This window comes from Brevibacillus porteri, from assembly GCF_003013475.1.
GTDB classification, from domain to species: Bacteria; Bacillota; Bacilli; order Brevibacillales; family Brevibacillaceae; genus Brevibacillus; species Brevibacillus porteri.
Genome location: NZ_PXZO01000001.1, coordinates 1 through 17,975 on the forward strand (window position 1 = coordinate 1; position 17,975 = coordinate 17,975).

Here is a 17,975-nt window from a genome sequence, read left to right on the forward strand (position 1 = left end):
GGTAGGACTCCACAAGTCGCTACGTCTGGAAATATTCTTCTCTGTCGTAACTGAGCACATTCTTCAATCTTTTAAGGCATTTAAGATCCGTTTAACACGGAAAGCTCGTAGAGGAAACAGGAGAAATAAGCGAAGATCTTTGGTACACCGACCGAGACGCAATGAAAAAAAGAGAAACAAGCTCTTAGCGTCCACCTCTGAGACGCCTCTTGAATGGACCACTTTGGACGCGGGTTTCGCTTTTTTTCATGGAGTCGGACAGTCAATCCCCCGGCGGGTGGGACAAGAAGCTGAGCGTTTTCTCCTGTTTCCTCCCCGGCACTACAGCAACGTACCAGTTTTTTTCCCATACGAAAAAGAAATCTCTGAAACTAGCATGAAAAGAGAAGACCCACTCATAGATATAGAAAAGAAAGAAGAGGAAAGGGTGACTTCCTGGATGAGATTGGTGCACAATATTCTTCTATTTCTTGCAGGAGTGGTCGTTTATTCACTTGGTGGTCTTGCTTTTCCAGACGGTGGGGCCTGGTATGCTTCCCTTGCCAAGCCCGATGGAACACCGCCCATCTACTTGTTTCGTATCATCTGGCTCATTTTATACGCACTCATAGCATGGTCGTTACTGATCTTGATTCAAACGAAGCAAATAGACCGCGAGCTTTTGCTTCTATATGGAATCAATTGGTTTTTTCATCAACTTTTTTTCGTCTTGTTTATCGGTTATCAACTGCTCGTGTTGGCTGCGCTGGATACCATTCTGGTGATGTATTCGACATGGGTGCTCATTCGCGCCATTCGTCCCCACCATAAAATCGCATCCTCACTGCTCATTCCCTATTTCATGTGGAGCGTGTTTACCATGTGTCTCGCGATTGGCTTCTGCCTACTCAACCTGTGAGCACAAAAGCAATTACAGACCCTCGACGAGTCGGCTGGCTCGTGCTGTCGCTTCTCTCTTTATTTCCTCCCAATGGAAGGCTTCGAATTGGCGCTGATGCATCAAGACTTCTCCGTTCACAATGGTTGTATCTACATCGGCTCCCGTCGCGCTGTATGCGAGAAGGGCAGGAATGTCATGGACAGGCTGCAGATGCGGTTTATCCAGATCGATCAGGATGAGATCAGCTCTCTTCCCAGCTTCCAGAGTTCCGACCTCGTGATCGATCGCAAGTAGTTTTGCACTTTCGATGGTAGCCATGCGCAAGGCTGCTTCGGCAGGAAGTACCGTCGGATCACCGTGCTTGAGCTTTTGCATCCAAGTCGCGGCTTTGATCTCGGCAAACATATCGAGAGTCGTAGCACTGCCAGCACCGTCTGTTCCCATCCCGACAGTGACCCCAGCCTCGATCAGCTCTCTGACAGGGGCGATGCCGCAGCCGAGCTTCAAATTGCTGACAGGATTATGTGCGACTCCGCCTCTCATCCCGCGAAGAAGTGCGACATCGGAGTCATTCAAATGAACAGCATGCGCGAGCAAGACGTGAGTGTCGTGGAACATGCCCAGTTCATGCAAATACTCCGTGGGAGTCTGATTGTACTTGGCCCGGATTTTCTCTCCTTCCTCAATCGTTTCAGCCAGATGGATGTGGAGCGGGATTTGGCGCTTGCGGGCAAGCTCGATGACTCCTTGCAAAGGCTTCGGAGGGCACGTATAAGGAGCGTGCGGACCGAGCATCGTCGTGATTCTGCCATCGCCAGCCCCCGTCCAGTTGTCGATGAGGTCTAAGGCTTCGGCCATTCGTCGTCCTCCGTCATCCTCGAAAAAGACCATGCCGCGAGTCAAGGAAGCGCGTATACCGGAATCAAGTACCGCTTGGGCAACAGCATCCATATGCACGTACATATCGGCAAAAGCGGTCGTGCCAGAAGCGATCATTTCCGCGATTCCAAGTGTCGTTCCCCAGTAGACATCTTCTCTTGTCATTCGGGCTTCAGCCGGGAGCATCTTTTTGTCCAACCAATCCATCAGCTTGAGATCATCGGAAAAAGCACGCAGCAAGGACATGCTGGCATGGTTGTGCGCGTTGATGAGACCGGGCATCGCGACTCTATTTTTAGCTAGTATGACACGGTCTGCTTCCTCTTCAAGGGATGGTCCGATTTTGGCGATTCGACCATCCACGATCCAAATATCCCCGAGAAATGGCTTCTCTCCCTCAACCATCGTCAATATCATGCAGTCTTTAATCAATAACGTTTTCATGGAAAAATCCTCCTTTTTATTCCTGTTGGCGATGCAAGCGTAAAGCCTGACGCCACGAGAAAGTCAAGGAGGGAATTTTTAGAAAAAGAGAGAACAAATTCAGAAGAGTTGTGCTGAGCTTCGTGGTTTTGAAATATTGTTTATTAGATAACAATTGACGAGAGAAATAATGCTACATAAAATGTAGATAAGATTTGGGGGAAGAAAGCGATGTCACATATGTTAAATGGAGGGCTTGTCAGCCTACAAGCAATCTTGGATCAATTGAAGCCTTCGGAGCGAAAAGTCGCTGATTATATCCTGGCTCACCCGGAAGATGTCGTGAAGCTTTCTGTCCAAAAATTGGCGGAATTGAGTGGGGTTTCCGAGGCGACGATTATCCGTTTGGCTCGCTCTCTAAATATGAAGGGATATCAGGAGCTAAAGCTGCGCGTCGCAGGAGATTTGACGAAGCAAACGGCGATGGGCAGTTATCAGGAGATTATGATGGAGGGTTCAGTTGAATCGATTATGCAAGCGGTCAGCTGGAACAACATTCAATCCATCCAGGATACGCTCGCCGTCTTGTCCAACGAAGAAGTAAAGAAAGCAGTCGACGTGCTGTCAGTAGCCAGGAAGATCGATGTCTACGGCGTCGGTGCATCGGCAGTCATCGCTGACGATATCCGGCAAAAATTTTCACGGATTAACTTGTGGTGTGAGGCTTATTCGGATTTTCACGCACAATTGACGTCGGCAGTCACTTTAACGGAAAAAGACGTGGTTATCGGCATATCTTATTCAGGACAGACCGAAGACATTATTCAATCGTTGACGGAGGCCAAGCAGCAGGGAGCGACCATCATTACCCTGACCAAATTCGGACCCTCGCCAGTAGCCGAACTAGCCAACATCCGTCTGTTCACCAGCTCGGTAGAAAAAAGCATTCGCAGCGGAGCCATGGCTTCACGCATTGCCCAATTGAACGTCATCGATATTTTGTTTATTACCATGATCAGCAGGATGCAAGAGCAAGTCATTCCCCTGTTGGAAAAATCAAGGCTTGCTGTCAGTCGGACGAAACGCTCATCGACGTAGGAGAAGGGAGGGAAGACATGGACGATCTGGAGCTGCTATTGCAAGGATGGGTGGACAACGGTTTGCTGCCGGGAGCTGCCTTGCGAATCGTACGTGATCATCGTATCTGGTATGCGTATGATGTCGGAACGACGAGTATCACCAAAGACCAGCGAGTGACGCCGGATACCATGTTTGACCTGGCGTCGCTCACCAAAGTGACAGCGACGCTGCCTGCTATCCTCTTGCTCATACAGGAGGGAGTTGTAGCACTAGATGATCAGATTGGCCGATTTTTTCCCGATTGTCCCGCTGATAAAAAGCGGATCACACTCGCGCAACTGCTTGCGCATACCTCAGGAATGCCAGCAGATTTGGCAGAGAGAAGACGCGATAGCGCGATCGATTTGCCAGAGTTGTTGTATGCGCAAGAATTGATTCACGAGCCAGGGACCCAAGTAGTTTACAGTGATTTGGGCATGATCTGGTTGGGCCTCGTTATCGAGCAAGTAACCGGAGAGCGCTTGGACCAGTTTGTTACCCGACGCATCTTCACCCCATTGGGCATGGTACATTCCGTCTACTGTCCAAATCGACAAATTTATCGGAATATTGCATCTACTGAGCATTGCAGACTCACCAGCGCCTACATTACAGGCGAGGTTCATGATGAGAAAGCATTTGCGATGGGAGGGGTTGCCGGACATGCTGGACTATTTTCAACGGCTGACGATCTGTGCCTATACGCGATGAGCTGGTTGTACCAAGATCCTCGAATACTTGCGAGCGAATGGTACGAACTGGCGATTCGCAATCATACGGAGCAAGCAGGGGGGAGTAGAGGGTATGGCTGGGAGCTCAATCAAGCACACACCACCTTGAGCTGTGGAAGCGGCTTGCATCGTAAGAGCTTCGGGCATACGGGCTTTACTGGAACCAGTATGTGGATCGACCCGGAGCAACAGTTTGCTGTCATTTTTCTCACTAACGCCGTTCATCTAGGCCGCAATCATCAGCTTCGGCAATTACGTCCGATTTTGCACGATGCTGTTACGGCCCAGCTTTTTCAGACCTAAGAGAAGAAAAAGGGGAGGGTTTCGCATGAAGCAATTTCGTTTGCGCTATGTAGCTTCAATGGTGTTGGCTGCAGTTATGGTGGTGACAGGATGTAGCAGTGGAGGAACCGAAACAGAGTCTGGCGGCGGGCAGAGTGGAGGACAGCAGGTAACACTCTCGATGCATAGCTGGCGTGTAGAAGACACGGAGGGCTACAAAGCCATCATCAAAGCTTTTGAGGCAGACAATCCGAATATCAAGATCGACTTCAAACCATTCAAAGCAACGGAGTACAATACCATCCTGAACACGGCGCTCCAAAGCGACAGTGGTCCAGATATTTTGCAACTGCGTCCTTACGCTCCAGGGATTACCCTAGCTGAAGCTGGACATCTGGAGCCTCTCGACAATGTACCAGGAATATCTACCATACCAAAAGACGTCCTCGCAGCGGCCACAGGTAAAGATGGGAAAGTCTACGGTGTCCCACTATCCCTGAACTCCACCCAATTTTATTACAACAAGAAAATCTTCGAGCAAAACGGGCTCCAGGCACCGAAAAGCTGGGATGAGCTGATCGCGACAGCCAAAACATTGAAAGAGAAAGGAATCGTCCCGATCTCTTTCGGAGCAAAGGAAGGCTGGCTCCTCTCTCTCAGTCACGGTGTGATTGCTCCAGCTAGCTACAACGGAACGGACTATCTCGACAAGCTGCTGAAAGGAGAAAGTGACCTGAAAAGCGCCGAGTTCCTCCAATCCGTGCAGCGTATGCAAGCACTTATCCCTTATTTCCCGGAAAATTATGTGGGTCTCGAATTGAATGATATGCGGACGTTGTTCGCCACGGAAAAAGCAGCGATGTTCATCAATGGCAGCTTTGAACTGGAAGGAATCAAAAAGCTCAACCCCGATTTGCCACTTGATTTCTTCCCGATGCCAACCGATGACGGAAAACAAGTCCTGACAACCTGGGTCGATGGTTCCTATGCCGTCAATGCCAAGTCCAAACATAAAGCAGAGGCATTAAAATTCATGGAATTCATGGCGACGAAAAAGTTCGGGGAGCTATTCGCAAATCAGTTCAAACGAATCAGCGCGGTGCCAGGTGTATCGACTGACGATCCGTTGGTAAACAAGATGGCAGAGCTGTCCCAAACAAGCGCCACACCTTATTTAATGGTCGTCAACTTCGCGGAAGGAAAACCGACCACGAAGCAAACATTGGAAAACGCCCTTCAAGGCATGTATTTAGGCAAGCTCATCCCTGAACAGGTCGTAGAAGAAGTACAAAAGTCGGCGGCTACCTGGTTTCCTCCCTTTAAAAAGTAGAAAGTAGCAGACGGAAAGGGGAGTGGACCTGAGTTGGGTTCACTCCCGGCTTCTGAATAGACCGCGATGATTTTCGTAAAAAGGGGTGGGGTATCATCGAGACGGTAAATAGGAAAAGCATTCGAACAAAGGGGCAAGTGCGGTGGCTGATTCACTTGTTTCCGCTGCCCGCGCTTGTTATTTATACGTTGTTTGTCGTGTACCCGATCTTTTCGGCATTCTTATACAGCTTGTACGACTGGAATGGCATCAAGCGCGGGGTTTTTGTCGGACTGCAAAATTTCATTACGCTGTTTACAGTAGAGCCTTTCAACGAAATGTTCTGGAATGCTTTTCGGCATAACGTCTTCTACTTTGTGGTCGAAATGATTGTGCAAAATGGGATAGCTTTCGGACTGGCTTTTCTCATCTATCGCAAAATACGAGGTTCCGGGTTCCTCAAGATCGCTTATTTCATGCCAAGGCTGTTGTCTGTTATTGTCATTGGGTTTTTATGGAAGTTAATCTTACATCCGAATTACGGTGCACTCAATACGTTTTTGGGAAAAATTGGTCTAGAAGAGTGGGCCAGACCATGGCTCGGTGACCCGGATACAGCGCTTCTCGCGATTATTTTGATTAACTGCTGGTTTGGTATAGGCTTTGCCATGCTGATCTTTTTGGCGGGACTTCAGTCGATCCCGGAGGATTTGATCGAGGCGGCAAGGTTGGATGGGGCAACAGGCTGGCGGATGCTGTGGAAAATGATTTTGCCGCTGTGCATGCCAGCGATCACGATTATGACGATATTTACGTTTATTCAGGCGTTTGAAGCATTCGAGCTCGTCTACGCCATGCAAGGATCGATGGGTGAGCCGTTTTATTCGACGGATACGCTGGCGGTTTACTTTTATCGCATGGCATTTAGCAGCGGAGCTGGGGATGTCACACTTGGACTCGGTTCGGCGTTGGCTGTCGTGTTGTTTTTTATCGTGGGATCTGTGTCGGCGCTGTCACTCTATTTGATGAGGAAACGAGAAGTCCAACACTAGTTGCGTATTCCTGAGTGGAAAGGAGGATGCGATGTGAAGATGACTGTGGGTGGGAGAGCTGTATCTTATGTGCTTGCGTATTTATTTGCGTTAATCGCACTATATCCGATCGTACTGATGATTTCTTCTTCCTTGAAAACAAATATGGAGATATTTGCGAGTCCGCTCTCGCTTCCGAAGACGTTTAGCCTGGATACGTATAAAAAGCTGTGGGAAGCCGTGCCTTTTGCTGATTTTTTATGGAACAGTGTATTCGTCAGTGGCATGTCTGTCATGTTGATTACGGTTTTTTCAGCGATGGCGGCTTTTTACTTGTCGCGATTTTCTTTTAAATGGACAGGGGGGCTATACTTCTTTTTCATTATTGGCCTGATGATTCCGATCAAGCTGGGGATCGTTCCTTTGTTTTTGCTGATGAAGAATCTCGGGCTCATGAATTCATTGTGGTCGCTGATTCTGATTTATACGGCGAGTGGTATCCCGATCTCTGTTTTTATTTTGACGGGCTTCTTTCGGACGTTGCCGATTGAGCTGGAGGAAGCGGCGCGGATTGATGGGTGCAGCCATTTTCAGGTGTTTTGGCGCGTACTCTTGCCGCTGATTCGTCCGGCCTTGGCTACGGTAATCATTATTAATTTCATCCATGCGTGGAACGACTTTTTCTTCCCGTTGATTTTCATTCAAGAGGAAACGCTCAAGACGATTCCGGTAGGCATGATGGTGCTGTTTGGAGAATATGAAACGGATTGGAGCCTGTTGTTTGCTGGGCTCACGTTGTCTGCCTTACCGATGATCGTCGTATTTTTGATGGCATCGCGGCAGTTTATGGAGGGGTTGACGGCAGGTGCAGTCAAGTAATGCGGAAAAGTGGTTTATCGGGATCGATGGAGGCGGAAGCAAAACCAGGGCAGCGATCTGCAATGAGACGGGACAGGTACGGGCAATTGTGGTGGGGGAATCATCAAACCCGCTCTCCAGGAGCTGGGGGGATGTGGAAGCTACTCTGCGCCAACTCATTGATGCTGTGAGAATAAAGGCAGGTGCCAGAGAAGAGGAAGTAGCCGGGCTGTTTATCGGGCTTGGCGGTGCAGATCGTCCGCAAATTAAGGAAAGAATTCAACATGCCTTTGCCGATGAGTGGGGAGAACGGCTGCTGATTGATAACGATGTACTCGCAGCTCTTTATGCGGGAACATGGGGGCAGCCAGGCGTCGTTCTCCTTGCCGGTACAGGTTCGATTGCCTGTGCCTTTTCAAAAGACGGAGCGCGGCACCGCGTAGGCGGATGGGGGTATTTGGTAGGAGATGAGGGCAGCGGATTTGATTTGGGCAAAAAAGCGGCAATCGCTGTATTGCGCGAATACGATGGGCGCAGTGAATCGACAGTACTGACGCGTATGTTTATGGACCACTATGGCGTAGAACGTCCTGATGAGCTGATCAACCTGATCTACGGGGGAAGCAATCCGCGAATGGAGCTGGCAAAAACGAGTCAGCTCGTGGAACAAGCCGCAACACTAGGCGATGCGGTGGCGAATGCTTTGATCATGCAAGCAGTGGAGGATTTGCTAGAGTTGGCCGATGCTTGCTTACAAAAGGTCCAGGAGCCTGTACCGGTCGTTTTGGCGGGGGGATTGTTAACTGCCGGTACAAAACTTCGGGAACAACTGGTTGCGAGAGCTTCGTTTCAAACAGTGATTCCCACGGTTTCACCTGTTGTCGGTGCACTGGTCGCGGCAATTACGAGGCTGGGCTTGGCTGTTGACGATAAAATGGCAGAGCAACTGCGTGTGAGCGCAGCGGTACTGGAAAAATCGCACATTTAAATTTTCCGGGGGATGGAAACAACAGAACGAATAGGGTAAAATTGGGTGAGAATAGGATTTGAGAACGTTGCAGGCTATTTCCGTAATTTGGAGTAGCCGTTTTCTCGTCCCAGGAGGGAGGGGCACGATGAAAAACTTATTGGACAGTGGATGGAGAAGTGGTCATCTCTATCGTTCCTTCTTTGATCAAATGATTCAGGCCACTTTTCTGCTCGATCAATTTGGTAGAGTTTTTAAAGGCAATCCTGCCTGTCAAGTGTTGAATGGCTACTCCGTAGAAGAATGGGAAGGGTCCTCATTTTGGAAGCTGGCTGTTTCGGAAGAACAGGAAATGGTACGCCTTCAAACGCAATTTGCGATGAATGGCGATCCGAGACCTTTTTACACCGCTTTTCGTCATAAAGATGGGACAAATATTCCTGTGCACATTACATATGGAACTTTTTGGGAGGAAGGCACGTCTATTGGGTATTATGCGATGGTGCAGAGGCTGCCGGCCGCGTTTGGGGACGGATATGGTTCCAAAAGGTGCAGAGTATTGGATATTTCCGGTGAAGGTGCGTTCATCTACCATGCTGGGGAGCTTCAATACGTCAACCAGGCAGGGATGCAACTAGTTGGGGCTTCCGGCTTGGACGAACTGTTATGGTATCCTTTTCAGTCGTTTTTCCATCCCCGTGATGTACCGAAGATCAAGGGACTCCTCCGCATTTTGGAGCAGGGGGAAACGGCTGCGCCGATTGAGGTTGAACTGATCCGCTTGGATGGCAGTCGGACGGAGGTAGAAGTCTGTGGAACATCCGTGCCGATGCAGGACAAGCCCTCTATGTACATATTAATCCGAGATATTACGGAACGCAAACGGGCGCAAGAATTTTTGCAAAACTCGGAAAAACTCGCGCTAGTTGGGCAATTGGCGGCAGGGATCGCACATGAAATACGCAATCCGCTTACCTCGTTAAAAGGCTTTGTGCAATTAATGCAAAAGGATGGCATGAGAAAGCCAGAGTATTTTTCGATCATGAGCTCGGAATTGGCGCGGATCGAGATGATTGTCTCAGAGCTGTTGGTCTTGGCGAAGCCGCATACCGCGGTGTTTGAAGCCCGCGATCTGACCAACCTGATCACGCATGTGGTGACGCTCTTGGAGACGGAGGCGATTTTGAAAAAGGTCATGATTCAGGTCGTTTTCGAATCGGAAGTCCCCTTGATCCACTGCGATGAGAATCAGTTGAAGCAAGCCTTCATTAACTTTTTGAAAAATGGGATCGAAGCGACCGCAGGGAAAGGAGAAATTGTGATTCGACTGCGATGTGAAGATGACCGAGTCGTCATTCGGTTTGAAGACAATGGAGTGGGTATCCCGGCCCATCAGCTGGCGAGATTGGGAGAGGCTTTTTTCACGACGAAGGAAACGGGGACGGGCCTGGGATTGATGGTGAGCCGCAAAATCATCGAGAACCATCGGGGGACTCTGCGGTTGATAAGCACTCCAGGTAACGGAACGGCAGTCGAGGTATGCTTGCCGATCAGCAGCTAGGAGGACGACTGGATGAACAAAAATACGGTACTGACAGCAGGCTTCGCCCAAATCCCCAAGGGAACTACCTTGTACGAGGTTTCTACCATGGTAGGCTGTGTACTCATCATTGATGTAGACGCCGAAGTGATTTGCGATGCCAGCTTTACCTTTGTCATGGACAAGACGAGCGAGTTTTTAGTGAGCTTGCTTGTAGGCAAGACGGTTGCAGATGGAATGCAGGAGATCACAAAGGCGATCCAAGAACGTTTTTTAGCACCTGGTCAGGGAGCTGTCTTGCAAGCCATCCGTGCAGCTATTGAGCGATATCATGAAAAAAAAGCGTAAAGCTACCCAATAGCCGGAGGGTTGAATATGCATGAGAAGCACGACGTTAGAGAAGCGTATGCAAGACAGTTGTTGGAGCGTTATAGCCAATGGCTCAGCAACATAGAAGAAGTCGAGCTTGGCGAGGTTGAAGCTTTATCGCGTGAGGTAGACAGTATGCTGTCGGAACAGGACAGTGTCTTGCATGCGGAGCTGCTGAAGCAGATTGTGGAGCTGCGAAATAAGGTAACCGAAATGATGTGGATCTCCGAGCACATGAAGATTTTACACGACCTTAGCCACATTTTTGCGAAAACGTTTGAGGAAAGCAAAATTTTGTGGAAAGCATTCGAGCTGGTCTCGCGTGTGATGCGAGCAGATGCTTTCTTTATTGCCTTTTATGATGAAGGCGACAGTGAGATCAAAATTCCGATCAGCATCGATGATGGGGTCAATTACGGTCCGCTCACGATTCCCTACGGGCAAGCAATGGTGTCCAAAGTGATTGATACACGGGAAACAATCCACATCAAGACGATGAAAGACGAGCCAAGCCAGCCAGAAATGATCCGTTGGGGAAGTCCGGAAATTGATACGAATACATGCATTTTCGTTCCACTCATGCTGGGGAATCAGATTAAGGGCGTTGTTTCTGCCCAGTCTTATCGCGAATTCGCCTATAAAAAAGAGCACGAGGAACTACTGAAAATCATTGGTTTTCAGGTAGCAAGTGCTATCGAAACGGCGCGTTTGTATGAGCGAATGTACCAGATGTCGTTTCAGGATGAGCTGACAGGGATTGCGAACTATCGTGCTTTCCATCGTGATTTGGAAAAGTTGCTGAGTGAAGAGGATGCGTCTGTCTCTTTGATCATGCTGGATTCAGACAGCTTAAAAGCGGTGAACGACCATTACGGTCATCATGCAGGGGACGCACTGATTAAGCAAATTGCCGAAGCGATGAAAGAAGTGGCGGGACCAGAGGATACTGCCTATCGTTATGCGGGAGACGAGTTCATGCTGCTCTGCCCAGGATCGTCCCTAGAGATAGCGGAGGAAAAAGCGCATGCCATTCGGGAGTATTTGCGCCTGCGCCCCTTAACACAGGACGATTGCTGCATCTTGATTGCGGTCAGTGTCGGCATTGCGCGCTACCCTCAAGACGCAAACACGGCAGATGGCTTGAAGCGGGCAGCAGATGAGGCACTGTACCGCTCCAAGCGCAAAGGAAAAAACTGTACGACCGTGTATGCAGCCGGCTAAGCTTTCTGCCGACGCATGGCGAATAGAAACGTCAAAATTGGCGAGATCCACAGGTAAATAACATAAGGCAAGTATTCCAGTGTGGATACATGCAAGGTAGCGGTAAAGAATGCACCACTTACCCCCCATGGAATGAGTGGGTTGACGAGTGTCCCGCAGTCTTCTAGAGTACGAGACAGTCGTCTGCCCGCCATTCCGCGAGCTGCGAATGCTTCACGGAACATCTGTCCAGGGAGTAGGATGGACAAATATTGTTCTCCTGTCAGCAGATTCACGAGAATAGAAGAAGATCCGGCAAGTCCGACCATCTCAGCGTCTCGTTTGATTCGATTGATGAATCCGGAAAAGAGTGAATGAAACACACCGCTGTATTGCAGGATGCCCCCTAAAGACAAGGCAATCAAAATCAAGGCGAGGGACCAGGTCATTGACAACAGTCCACCGCGGTCCACAATTGATGCAACGGCTTCATTGGCGATATTGCTGACGAAGCCTTTTTGCATGACAGTCATCCATTCGACGGGAGAGGTAACGCCTTCCGAAAGAGCAGCTGTGACAATCCCGCTCAAAATCCCGAATACCAATGTAGGCAAAATCGGTTTTCGCAGCGCTGAACATAACAGGACGACGAATGCTGGCAGCAACGATAAAAGGCCAAGTGAGAAGTTTTGTTCCAAAGCAAGCTGGATTTCTTGAATGGCGTCTAGGTTAACACTGGCACTTTGTCCTTGAAATCCGAAGAAAATAGCGGTAATGACAAGGGCAGGAATCGCAGTGCGTGACATGAACTTGACGTGCTCCGATAAGGAAACGCCTGCAATGGCTGCTGCAAAGTTGGTCGTGTCAGAGAGCGGCGACATTTTATCCCCGAAGCATGCTCCACAAATAATGGCTCCGGCTGTAATCAATGGATCAAGTCCGAGTGCAGTCGAGACCCCCATCATCGCGACCCCTACCGTACTAATCGTGGTAAAAGAGCTTCCTGTAACGGAAGAAACGATTACTGTCAGAAACAGGGCGGAGAGTGTGAAGTACTCCGGTGAGATGATCGAAATGCCGAGGTGCAGAATCATCGGAACGGTTCCACTCATCATCCATACCCCGATCAAAATTCCGATTAAGGAAAGAATCAGCATGGGGGCGATCGCGGTTTGAATTCCTTTGATCAAGCCCTCCTCCATTTGCTTCCACGGAACGCCGAACAGGAAGAGAAGAGTGGCAGCTCCAATGGTTGCGAGGAAGAGCGGCATATGCGGCTCAACTTTACCCCAGAAAAGGGCGGGAAACAAGATTCCGAATACGGTGACAAGCACCCAAATGCTTTGAGAAAAAGATAATGGCTTGTTCATAATGGCAACTCCTTGTTAAATCAGGCTGAAGCAGTGAGAAGGTACATTTTTACTTTCGTACTTTTGTGCTTTCTTGCTTTTTTGCTTTTGTGCGTTCAAGTGTTAGTGGTACTTTATCCTGAATTACTTGTTTCGTCAACGAAATCGGGTGAATTCGGAATCGTAAAATAATTCAGGGTAGTGGGGTTTTAGGAACGACTAGGTAACTTTGAATTGCAGGAAGTTATACGGCGAACTCAGGGCTTACTACCAAGCCGCAAAGCAATCCAGCTAACGGAAAACTTCCCTCAAACAAGGATACCGACTTAAATGAACGTACTCAATTAATCGGTGGCACTGCACTAACACCGAAAAAGGCACTACAATTGCAAAAGACTTTAGGAAATCGAACTGTCATACAGCTTATGATTTATTTTTCAGGGGATGAAATCGAAGAAAGAGATGAAGAAACAACTTTAACAGAGAGAGAAATGATGGAAATCATTCTGAAAGTAGGCAATAAGAATAAGCAAATACTGGACAAAAGTCCGCGCCCAGTTCCAAATGAAGAGGGAGTTTATCATATAGATGATCCATATAAACGTAAAGTATTTGCCAACTGGAGAACCAAAATTATATAGAGTCAAATAAATTTCAAATTGGACATCAATATTTAAGCATACAAAATGGGAGGGGCAACTTCATAGCCGCTGGGGGAAACCAGCTCCATTCGCAAAAGACAAAGCGGGACGAAAATATGAAGGAGCCGCCAGCTGATTATGATAATTTGATTGAGGGCATGAAGCAAGAAGGGGCTAAAGATCCAGTTGCAATCATGATCTACAAATTAGCGACAGGAGGAAAAATAACCATACACGAAAGAGAAGCAGCTGGAGAAACAATAGAGAAAGAGATAAAGGAAGATACGAAACAAGAAGAAGATCAGGTATTTAAAAATGATAGATTATCAGATGCCGAGCTCTCTGTTATTTTGCTTTATTGCTTGAATCATGAGGTTCCCTATATGAAATGGCGCCGAACATACATGACTGAGTCCCTGCAAAAATTTGTGAGTATTACCGGTATCTCAGAGCTTGCTCGAAGTTTTGATGCCGAAAAAGTGGATGAGCATACCAAAAAAACTTCGAAGAGTCCTTACTCAGCGGAAACGTTAATAAAAATGAGCTTGAAGACACTGATACAGAATACAAGCAAACTTTCGGAGAAAGAGCCTCCAGAAAAAGGACCGACGAAGATTACTACACTGAAAGAGTTGTTTTACAATGGGGATAATAGTATCTTTCTTGGCGCCAAGACAGGTGGAGGAGCTCAGGTTTTGAAGCATCCGCTCGATTCCAATTACGATAAAGAATTGAAACGACAGATGTCGATATTCCCTAAAAATAAGAAAAGGTTTAAGGAACTGCTCAACTCAGTAACTAGAGGAAGAAAAACGATCTCCATAGAGGAGATAGAGCAAATTCGTAAGTCGTCTGAAGCTTTGATCGAAGCCGAGTGGACACGTTACTTAGTGGAAGTTGATACTTTGATTAAGGATATCAATGCTGCCCTCGATGATCACAAAGAAATATCAGACGATAACATCTACGATATGGAAAAGATTATTACCGTTTATGAGGGGTACCTGAGTAAAGTTGATAAAAAAATCAAGAGATTAAATATTGAGGTAGATAGATTTCAAAAGGCAGAGACGAAGGATAAAAAAGTAAATAATAAAATAGCTGATACAACAACTAAAATAGGCCAGTTGAATGCTGTTCATCTAATACTAAAAAATGTGATTGGGGAAAAGAAAAAAAGAAAATACGTTATGTACCGTAAAAAAACCAGAAGTGGTAGCGCAACTGTGAACAGTGATAGCACACCCAAGAACAGTGATGGCACAACAGAAGAGATCAAAAAAAAGCAAAAGACAAATTAATAATTAGATTGCCTAAACGGCACTGATCAGTCAAGTCCGCTCCTCCTAAGAGGGGCGGACTTTTTTTAATGTGCTTCTTTATAATAAAAACTTATTTAAAATAATTATAAAAAGATATTGACTTTAAAATTATATCAAGTACAATGATAATTGTTCCTAGTTGATAATAATTATAATTTGATAATAAAGAAAGGGGGAGCCGTTCATGTATGATGTCATCATCATCGGCGGAGGACCAGCTGGTGCTTCCGCTGCCATTTATACAGCTCGTGGAAATCTAAAGACGCTCGTCATCGATAAGGCACCCGGAACAGGGGCACTTGCCCTGACACATAAAATCGCCAACTACCCAGGGGTGGAAGGCGAGATGACTGGAAAAGAACTGTTGGATAAAATGCGCAGACAAGCGGAGGGCTTCGGTGCAGAATTCATCCAGACTACGATTTCTGCGGTAGATGTAGAGGATGAGGAAAAAAGCATCTTCACGGCGCATGGTACTTTTGAAGCGAAGGCCGTGATCGTAGCGACTGGTTCCAAAGGACGTAATCGTATGCTTCCAGGAGAAGAGCAATTGCTCGGGCGAGGCGTGAGCACTTGTGCGACATGCGACGGAGCTTTTTATGAAGGCAAGCATGTTGCGGTCATCGGTGATACGGAGGAAGCATTGGAAGAAGCGCATGCACTGACCAAATTTACGGAAAAAATCACTTTCTTGGTGCCGCGTGCTGATCTTCAAGGGGTAGAAGAACTACCAGAGCTGCCGAACACGGAAATACATTTCCGTACACGCCCGTTGGAAATTGTGGGAGAGAAGTCGGTCGAAGGGTTGCGCATTCGCACAGCAGAAGGAACAGAAGAAATGCTGCCCGTAGATGGAGTATTCGTCTTCCTGTCTGGCAGCAAGCCGGGTACCGATTTCTTGGATGGACAAGTTCCCCTCGATGAGGAAGGATTTATGATGCTAGATGAGTTCATGCAGTCTTCTGTTCCAGGCGTATTTGGAGCGGGTGAAGTGCGCAAAACCCCTGTGAAGCAAGCCGTAGTCGCTGCGGCAGACGGTGCTATCGCAGCTATGGCTGTAGACAAATACATCAACAAGCGTTCCAAAGTTGTCCCTCAATATAAATAGAAGAAACGGAGAGAAACAATCATGGCACAAGCAATCGTATACTCTAGCACGAATTGCAACTTCTGCAAGCAGTTGAAGACGTATTTGACAGAACAAAACATTTCTTTCGAAGAGCGAAACATCGATGAAAAAGAAGAGTACTTCCATGAGCTGAGCCGTTTAGGAATGATGTCTGTTCCCTTGACACTCATTGGCGAGAAGCAAATTTTGGGCTTCAACCCAACACGTATCAAAAAAGTACTGACAGCATTGGAAGAGGCTGCGAAGTAATTTTCATCAGAAACCATATAAAAGGAGAGATTTATCATGACAACACAGCAAACGATTCAACTTCAAGTAGGAAAACCAGCACCTGACTTTCACATGCTCACGACCAAAAACCTCGAGACACTGGAAGAACGTGTGTCGCTGGCTGATTACAAAGGAAAATGGCTGATTTTGTTCTTCTGGCCGTTTGACTTCACATTCGTTTGCCCGACAGAGGTAACTTCGTTTAGTGACAACATGGAAGAGTTCGAAGATTTGGATTGCGAAGTGCTGGGCGTATCCACGGATAGCGTACATACGCACCGGGCATGGATCAAAACACCACGAGATGAAAACGGCATCGGTGAAGTAAACTTCCCGCTTGCGAGCGATTTCAAAAAAGAGACGGCACGAGCTTATGGTGTCTTGGACGAAGAGACTGGTGCCGCTCACCGTGGCTTGTTCATCATCGATCCAGACGGCATTCTGCGCTACCAAGTGGTAACTGACATGAACGTAGGCCGCAGCGTTGCAGAGACGACTCGAATTTTGCAAGCCCTGCAAGCTGGCGGTCTGTGCCCGGCGAACTGGAAGCCAGGACAGAAGACGTTGTAATCAAAAAGCAGCCATTGCTTCTATAATAAAGAAGAGGGACAATCCCACCCGTCAATGCAGACGGAGGGATTGTCTTTTTTTATGAAAGGAACATGTCGAGATGGAGTTAACGTTGACGATTCCATTCCTCTAAAAGCAGTTCGTTGTTGATACTCATTCCAGCCGCAGAGCCTAGAGCTGCGGCAGTAATCACCTGGTACTGTGTAGTTGCTGCATCACCTGCACTGTAGACACCCGGTACGCTCGTTTTCCCAAAGCTGTCGACGATGACCGTTCCTGCTTCCGTTACCTGGCAACCTAATGCTTTCGGCAAGTCAGATCCAGCTACGAGCTTGGGAGCAAAAAAGATCCCCGTGCACGAAATGCTATTGCCATCTGTAAGCTCAACACGCTGCACCATCCCATCGACAGAGTCAATGCATTCAATCGGGGAGTCAAAGACAGGAACGCGATGCTGCAACAGCTCCAACCTTTGTTCTTCTGTGAATTCATCTGGTCCATTGGTGCAAATGGTGTATTGATTAGTCCAACCAGACAGCATTTTTGCCAAATGCAATGCCTTTTCTCCGTTGGCGATCAAGACGAGTGGCTGGTCGCGTAATTCCCATCCATCGCAATATGGGCAGACAAAAGCACTTTTTCCATACACTTCTGCTAATCCGTTAACAGGCAAAGGGAGATCCTTCATTCCCACTGCGAACAGCAGCTTTTTGCTTTGATAAGTCGTTCCCTGTGCAGTCGTAATGAGAAAGCTACCATCGTGTCCTGTGATCGTTACAGCTGTATCCTCCACGAAATGGACAGAGGGGTAGGCGCTGATTTGCTCCCTTGCAATGTGGCGAAAATCGCTCGGAGTGATGCCGTCTCTCGTAAGAAAGCCATGCGACTCCCGTGTAACGCGATTGCGTGGACGGCCTTCATCGATAACGACCACACTTTTTCTTGCCCTGCCAAGTGCGAGAGCGGCACTCATACCTGCTGGTCCGCCGCCAATAATCCCTACATCGATAGGTTTATTCATGTTTGCAAACCACCTTTATAGATCCTTTATATCTATAATAAACAAACCTTTTTAAGAGTCAAGCCGAGAAACACTTTATATTCTT

General features: G+C 47.7%; 18 protein-coding genes. 15 read left to right on the plus strand and 3 right to left on the minus strand.

Annotation, left to right across the window (positions count from 1 at the left end; translation table 11 throughout):
• Window positions 1-439: 439 nt before the first annotated feature.
• Window positions 440-898 carry a TspO/MBR family protein gene (locus C7R92_RS00005; RefSeq protein WP_106833067.1) on the plus strand — a complete coding sequence of 153 codons (459 nt, stop codon included), beginning with the start codon at window positions 440-442 and terminating at the stop codon, window positions 896-898.
• A gap of 12 nt (window positions 899-910) precedes the next feature.
• Here C7R92_RS00005 and C7R92_RS00010 read toward each other — a convergent pair whose 3' ends face one another.
• The gene (locus tag C7R92_RS00010) at window positions 911-2,203 is read right to left on the minus strand and encodes an amidohydrolase (RefSeq protein WP_106832780.1); all 1,293 of its coding nucleotides are present in this window, start codon (window positions 2,201-2,203) and stop codon (window positions 911-913) included.
• A gap of 219 nt (window positions 2,204-2,422) precedes the next feature.
• On the opposite strand from C7R92_RS00010, the gene C7R92_RS00015 reads away from it, so the two are divergent.
• The 9 genes from C7R92_RS00015 (at window position 2,423) to C7R92_RS00055 (ending at window position 11,609) form a co-directional block, all read left to right on the plus strand.
• Entirely contained in the window at window positions 2,423-3,280 is an 858-nt protein-coding gene (locus C7R92_RS00015; protein WP_459553852.1) for a MurR/RpiR family transcriptional regulator, read from the plus strand.
• A gap of 17 nt (window positions 3,281-3,297) precedes the next feature.
• Entirely contained in the window at window positions 3,298-4,335 is a 1,038-nt protein-coding gene (locus C7R92_RS00020) for a serine hydrolase domain-containing protein (RefSeq protein ID WP_106832782.1), read from the plus strand.
• A gap of 25 nt (window positions 4,336-4,360) precedes the next feature.
• The gene (locus C7R92_RS00025; RefSeq protein WP_106832783.1) at window positions 4,361-5,644 is read left to right on the plus strand and encodes an ABC transporter substrate-binding protein; all 1,284 of its coding nucleotides are present in this window, start codon (window positions 4,361-4,363) and stop codon (window positions 5,642-5,644) included.
• 137 nt (window positions 5,645-5,781) lie between these two features.
• The gene (locus C7R92_RS00030; RefSeq protein ID WP_106832784.1) at window positions 5,782-6,675 is read left to right on the plus strand and encodes a carbohydrate ABC transporter permease; all 894 of its coding nucleotides are present in this window, start codon (window positions 5,782-5,784) and stop codon (window positions 6,673-6,675) included.
• Window positions 6,676-6,708: 33 nt separating this feature from the next.
• The gene (locus tag C7R92_RS00035; protein WP_106832785.1) at window positions 6,709-7,533 is read left to right on the plus strand and encodes a carbohydrate ABC transporter permease; all 825 of its coding nucleotides are present in this window, start codon (window positions 6,709-6,711) and stop codon (window positions 7,531-7,533) included.
• Window positions 7,520-8,500 carry an N-acetylglucosamine kinase gene (locus tag C7R92_RS00040; protein WP_106832786.1) on the plus strand — a complete coding sequence of 327 codons (981 nt, stop codon included), beginning with the start codon at window positions 7,520-7,522 and terminating at the stop codon, window positions 8,498-8,500. The genes C7R92_RS00035 and C7R92_RS00040 overlap by 14 nt, the downstream gene beginning before the upstream one ends.
• 127 nt (window positions 8,501-8,627) lie before the next feature.
• Window positions 8,628-10,040: a PAS domain-containing sensor histidine kinase gene (locus C7R92_RS00045; protein WP_106832787.1), complete on the plus strand. Its 1,413-nt coding sequence runs from the start codon at window positions 8,628-8,630 to the stop codon at window positions 10,038-10,040.
• A gap of 12 nt (window positions 10,041-10,052) precedes the next feature.
• Window positions 10,053-10,367: a DUF3870 domain-containing protein gene (locus C7R92_RS00050; protein WP_007725309.1), complete on the plus strand. Its 315-nt coding sequence runs from the start codon at window positions 10,053-10,055 to the stop codon at window positions 10,365-10,367.
• A gap of 27 nt (window positions 10,368-10,394) precedes the next feature.
• Window positions 10,395-11,609 carry a sensor domain-containing diguanylate cyclase gene (locus C7R92_RS00055; RefSeq protein WP_106832788.1) on the plus strand — a complete coding sequence of 405 codons (1,215 nt, stop codon included), beginning with the start codon at window positions 10,395-10,397 and terminating at the stop codon, window positions 11,607-11,609.
• Here the strand turns inward: C7R92_RS00055 and nhaC are convergent.
• Window positions 11,606-12,958: a Na+/H+ antiporter NhaC gene (nhaC, locus tag C7R92_RS00060; protein WP_017250716.1), complete on the minus strand. Its 1,353-nt coding sequence runs from the start codon at window positions 12,956-12,958 to the stop codon at window positions 11,606-11,608. The genes C7R92_RS00055 and nhaC overlap by 4 nt on opposite strands.
• 365 nt (window positions 12,959-13,323) lie before the next feature.
• Here nhaC and C7R92_RS00065 point away from each other — a divergent pair, with 365 nt between their 5' ends.
• The 5 genes from C7R92_RS00065 to C7R92_RS00085 all read left to right on the plus strand — a co-directional run bounded on the left by C7R92_RS00065 (window position 13,324) and on the right by C7R92_RS00085 (window position 16,869).
• Entirely contained in the window at window positions 13,324-13,578 is a 255-nt protein-coding gene (locus C7R92_RS00065; protein WP_106832789.1) for a hypothetical protein, read from the plus strand.
• 116 nt (window positions 13,579-13,694) lie between these two features.
• Window positions 13,695-14,879, plus strand: a complete 1,185-nt coding sequence (locus C7R92_RS00070) for a hypothetical protein (RefSeq protein WP_106832790.1) — start codon at window positions 13,695-13,697, stop codon at window positions 14,877-14,879.
• Between the two features lie 205 nt (window positions 14,880-15,084).
• The gene (locus tag C7R92_RS00075) at window positions 15,085-16,008 is read left to right on the plus strand and encodes an NAD(P)/FAD-dependent oxidoreductase (protein ID WP_106832791.1); all 924 of its coding nucleotides are present in this window, start codon (window positions 15,085-15,087) and stop codon (window positions 16,006-16,008) included.
• A 21-nt stretch (window positions 16,009-16,029) separates the two neighbouring features.
• A complete protein-coding gene (locus C7R92_RS00080) occupies window positions 16,030-16,278 on the plus strand; it encodes a glutaredoxin family protein (RefSeq protein ID WP_106832792.1) in 249 nt (82 codons plus the stop codon).
• 36 nt (window positions 16,279-16,314) lie between these two features.
• Window positions 16,315-16,869, plus strand: a complete 555-nt coding sequence (locus tag C7R92_RS00085) for a peroxiredoxin (protein ID WP_017250720.1) — start codon at window positions 16,315-16,317, stop codon at window positions 16,867-16,869.
• 106 nt (window positions 16,870-16,975) lie between these two features.
• On the opposite strand, the gene C7R92_RS00090 is transcribed toward C7R92_RS00085, so the two are convergent.
• Complete coding sequence (locus C7R92_RS00090; protein ID WP_106832793.1) at window positions 16,976-17,890, minus strand: NAD(P)/FAD-dependent oxidoreductase; 915 nt, start codon at window positions 17,888-17,890, stop codon at window positions 16,976-16,978.
• Window positions 17,891-17,975: the final 85 nt, after the last annotated feature.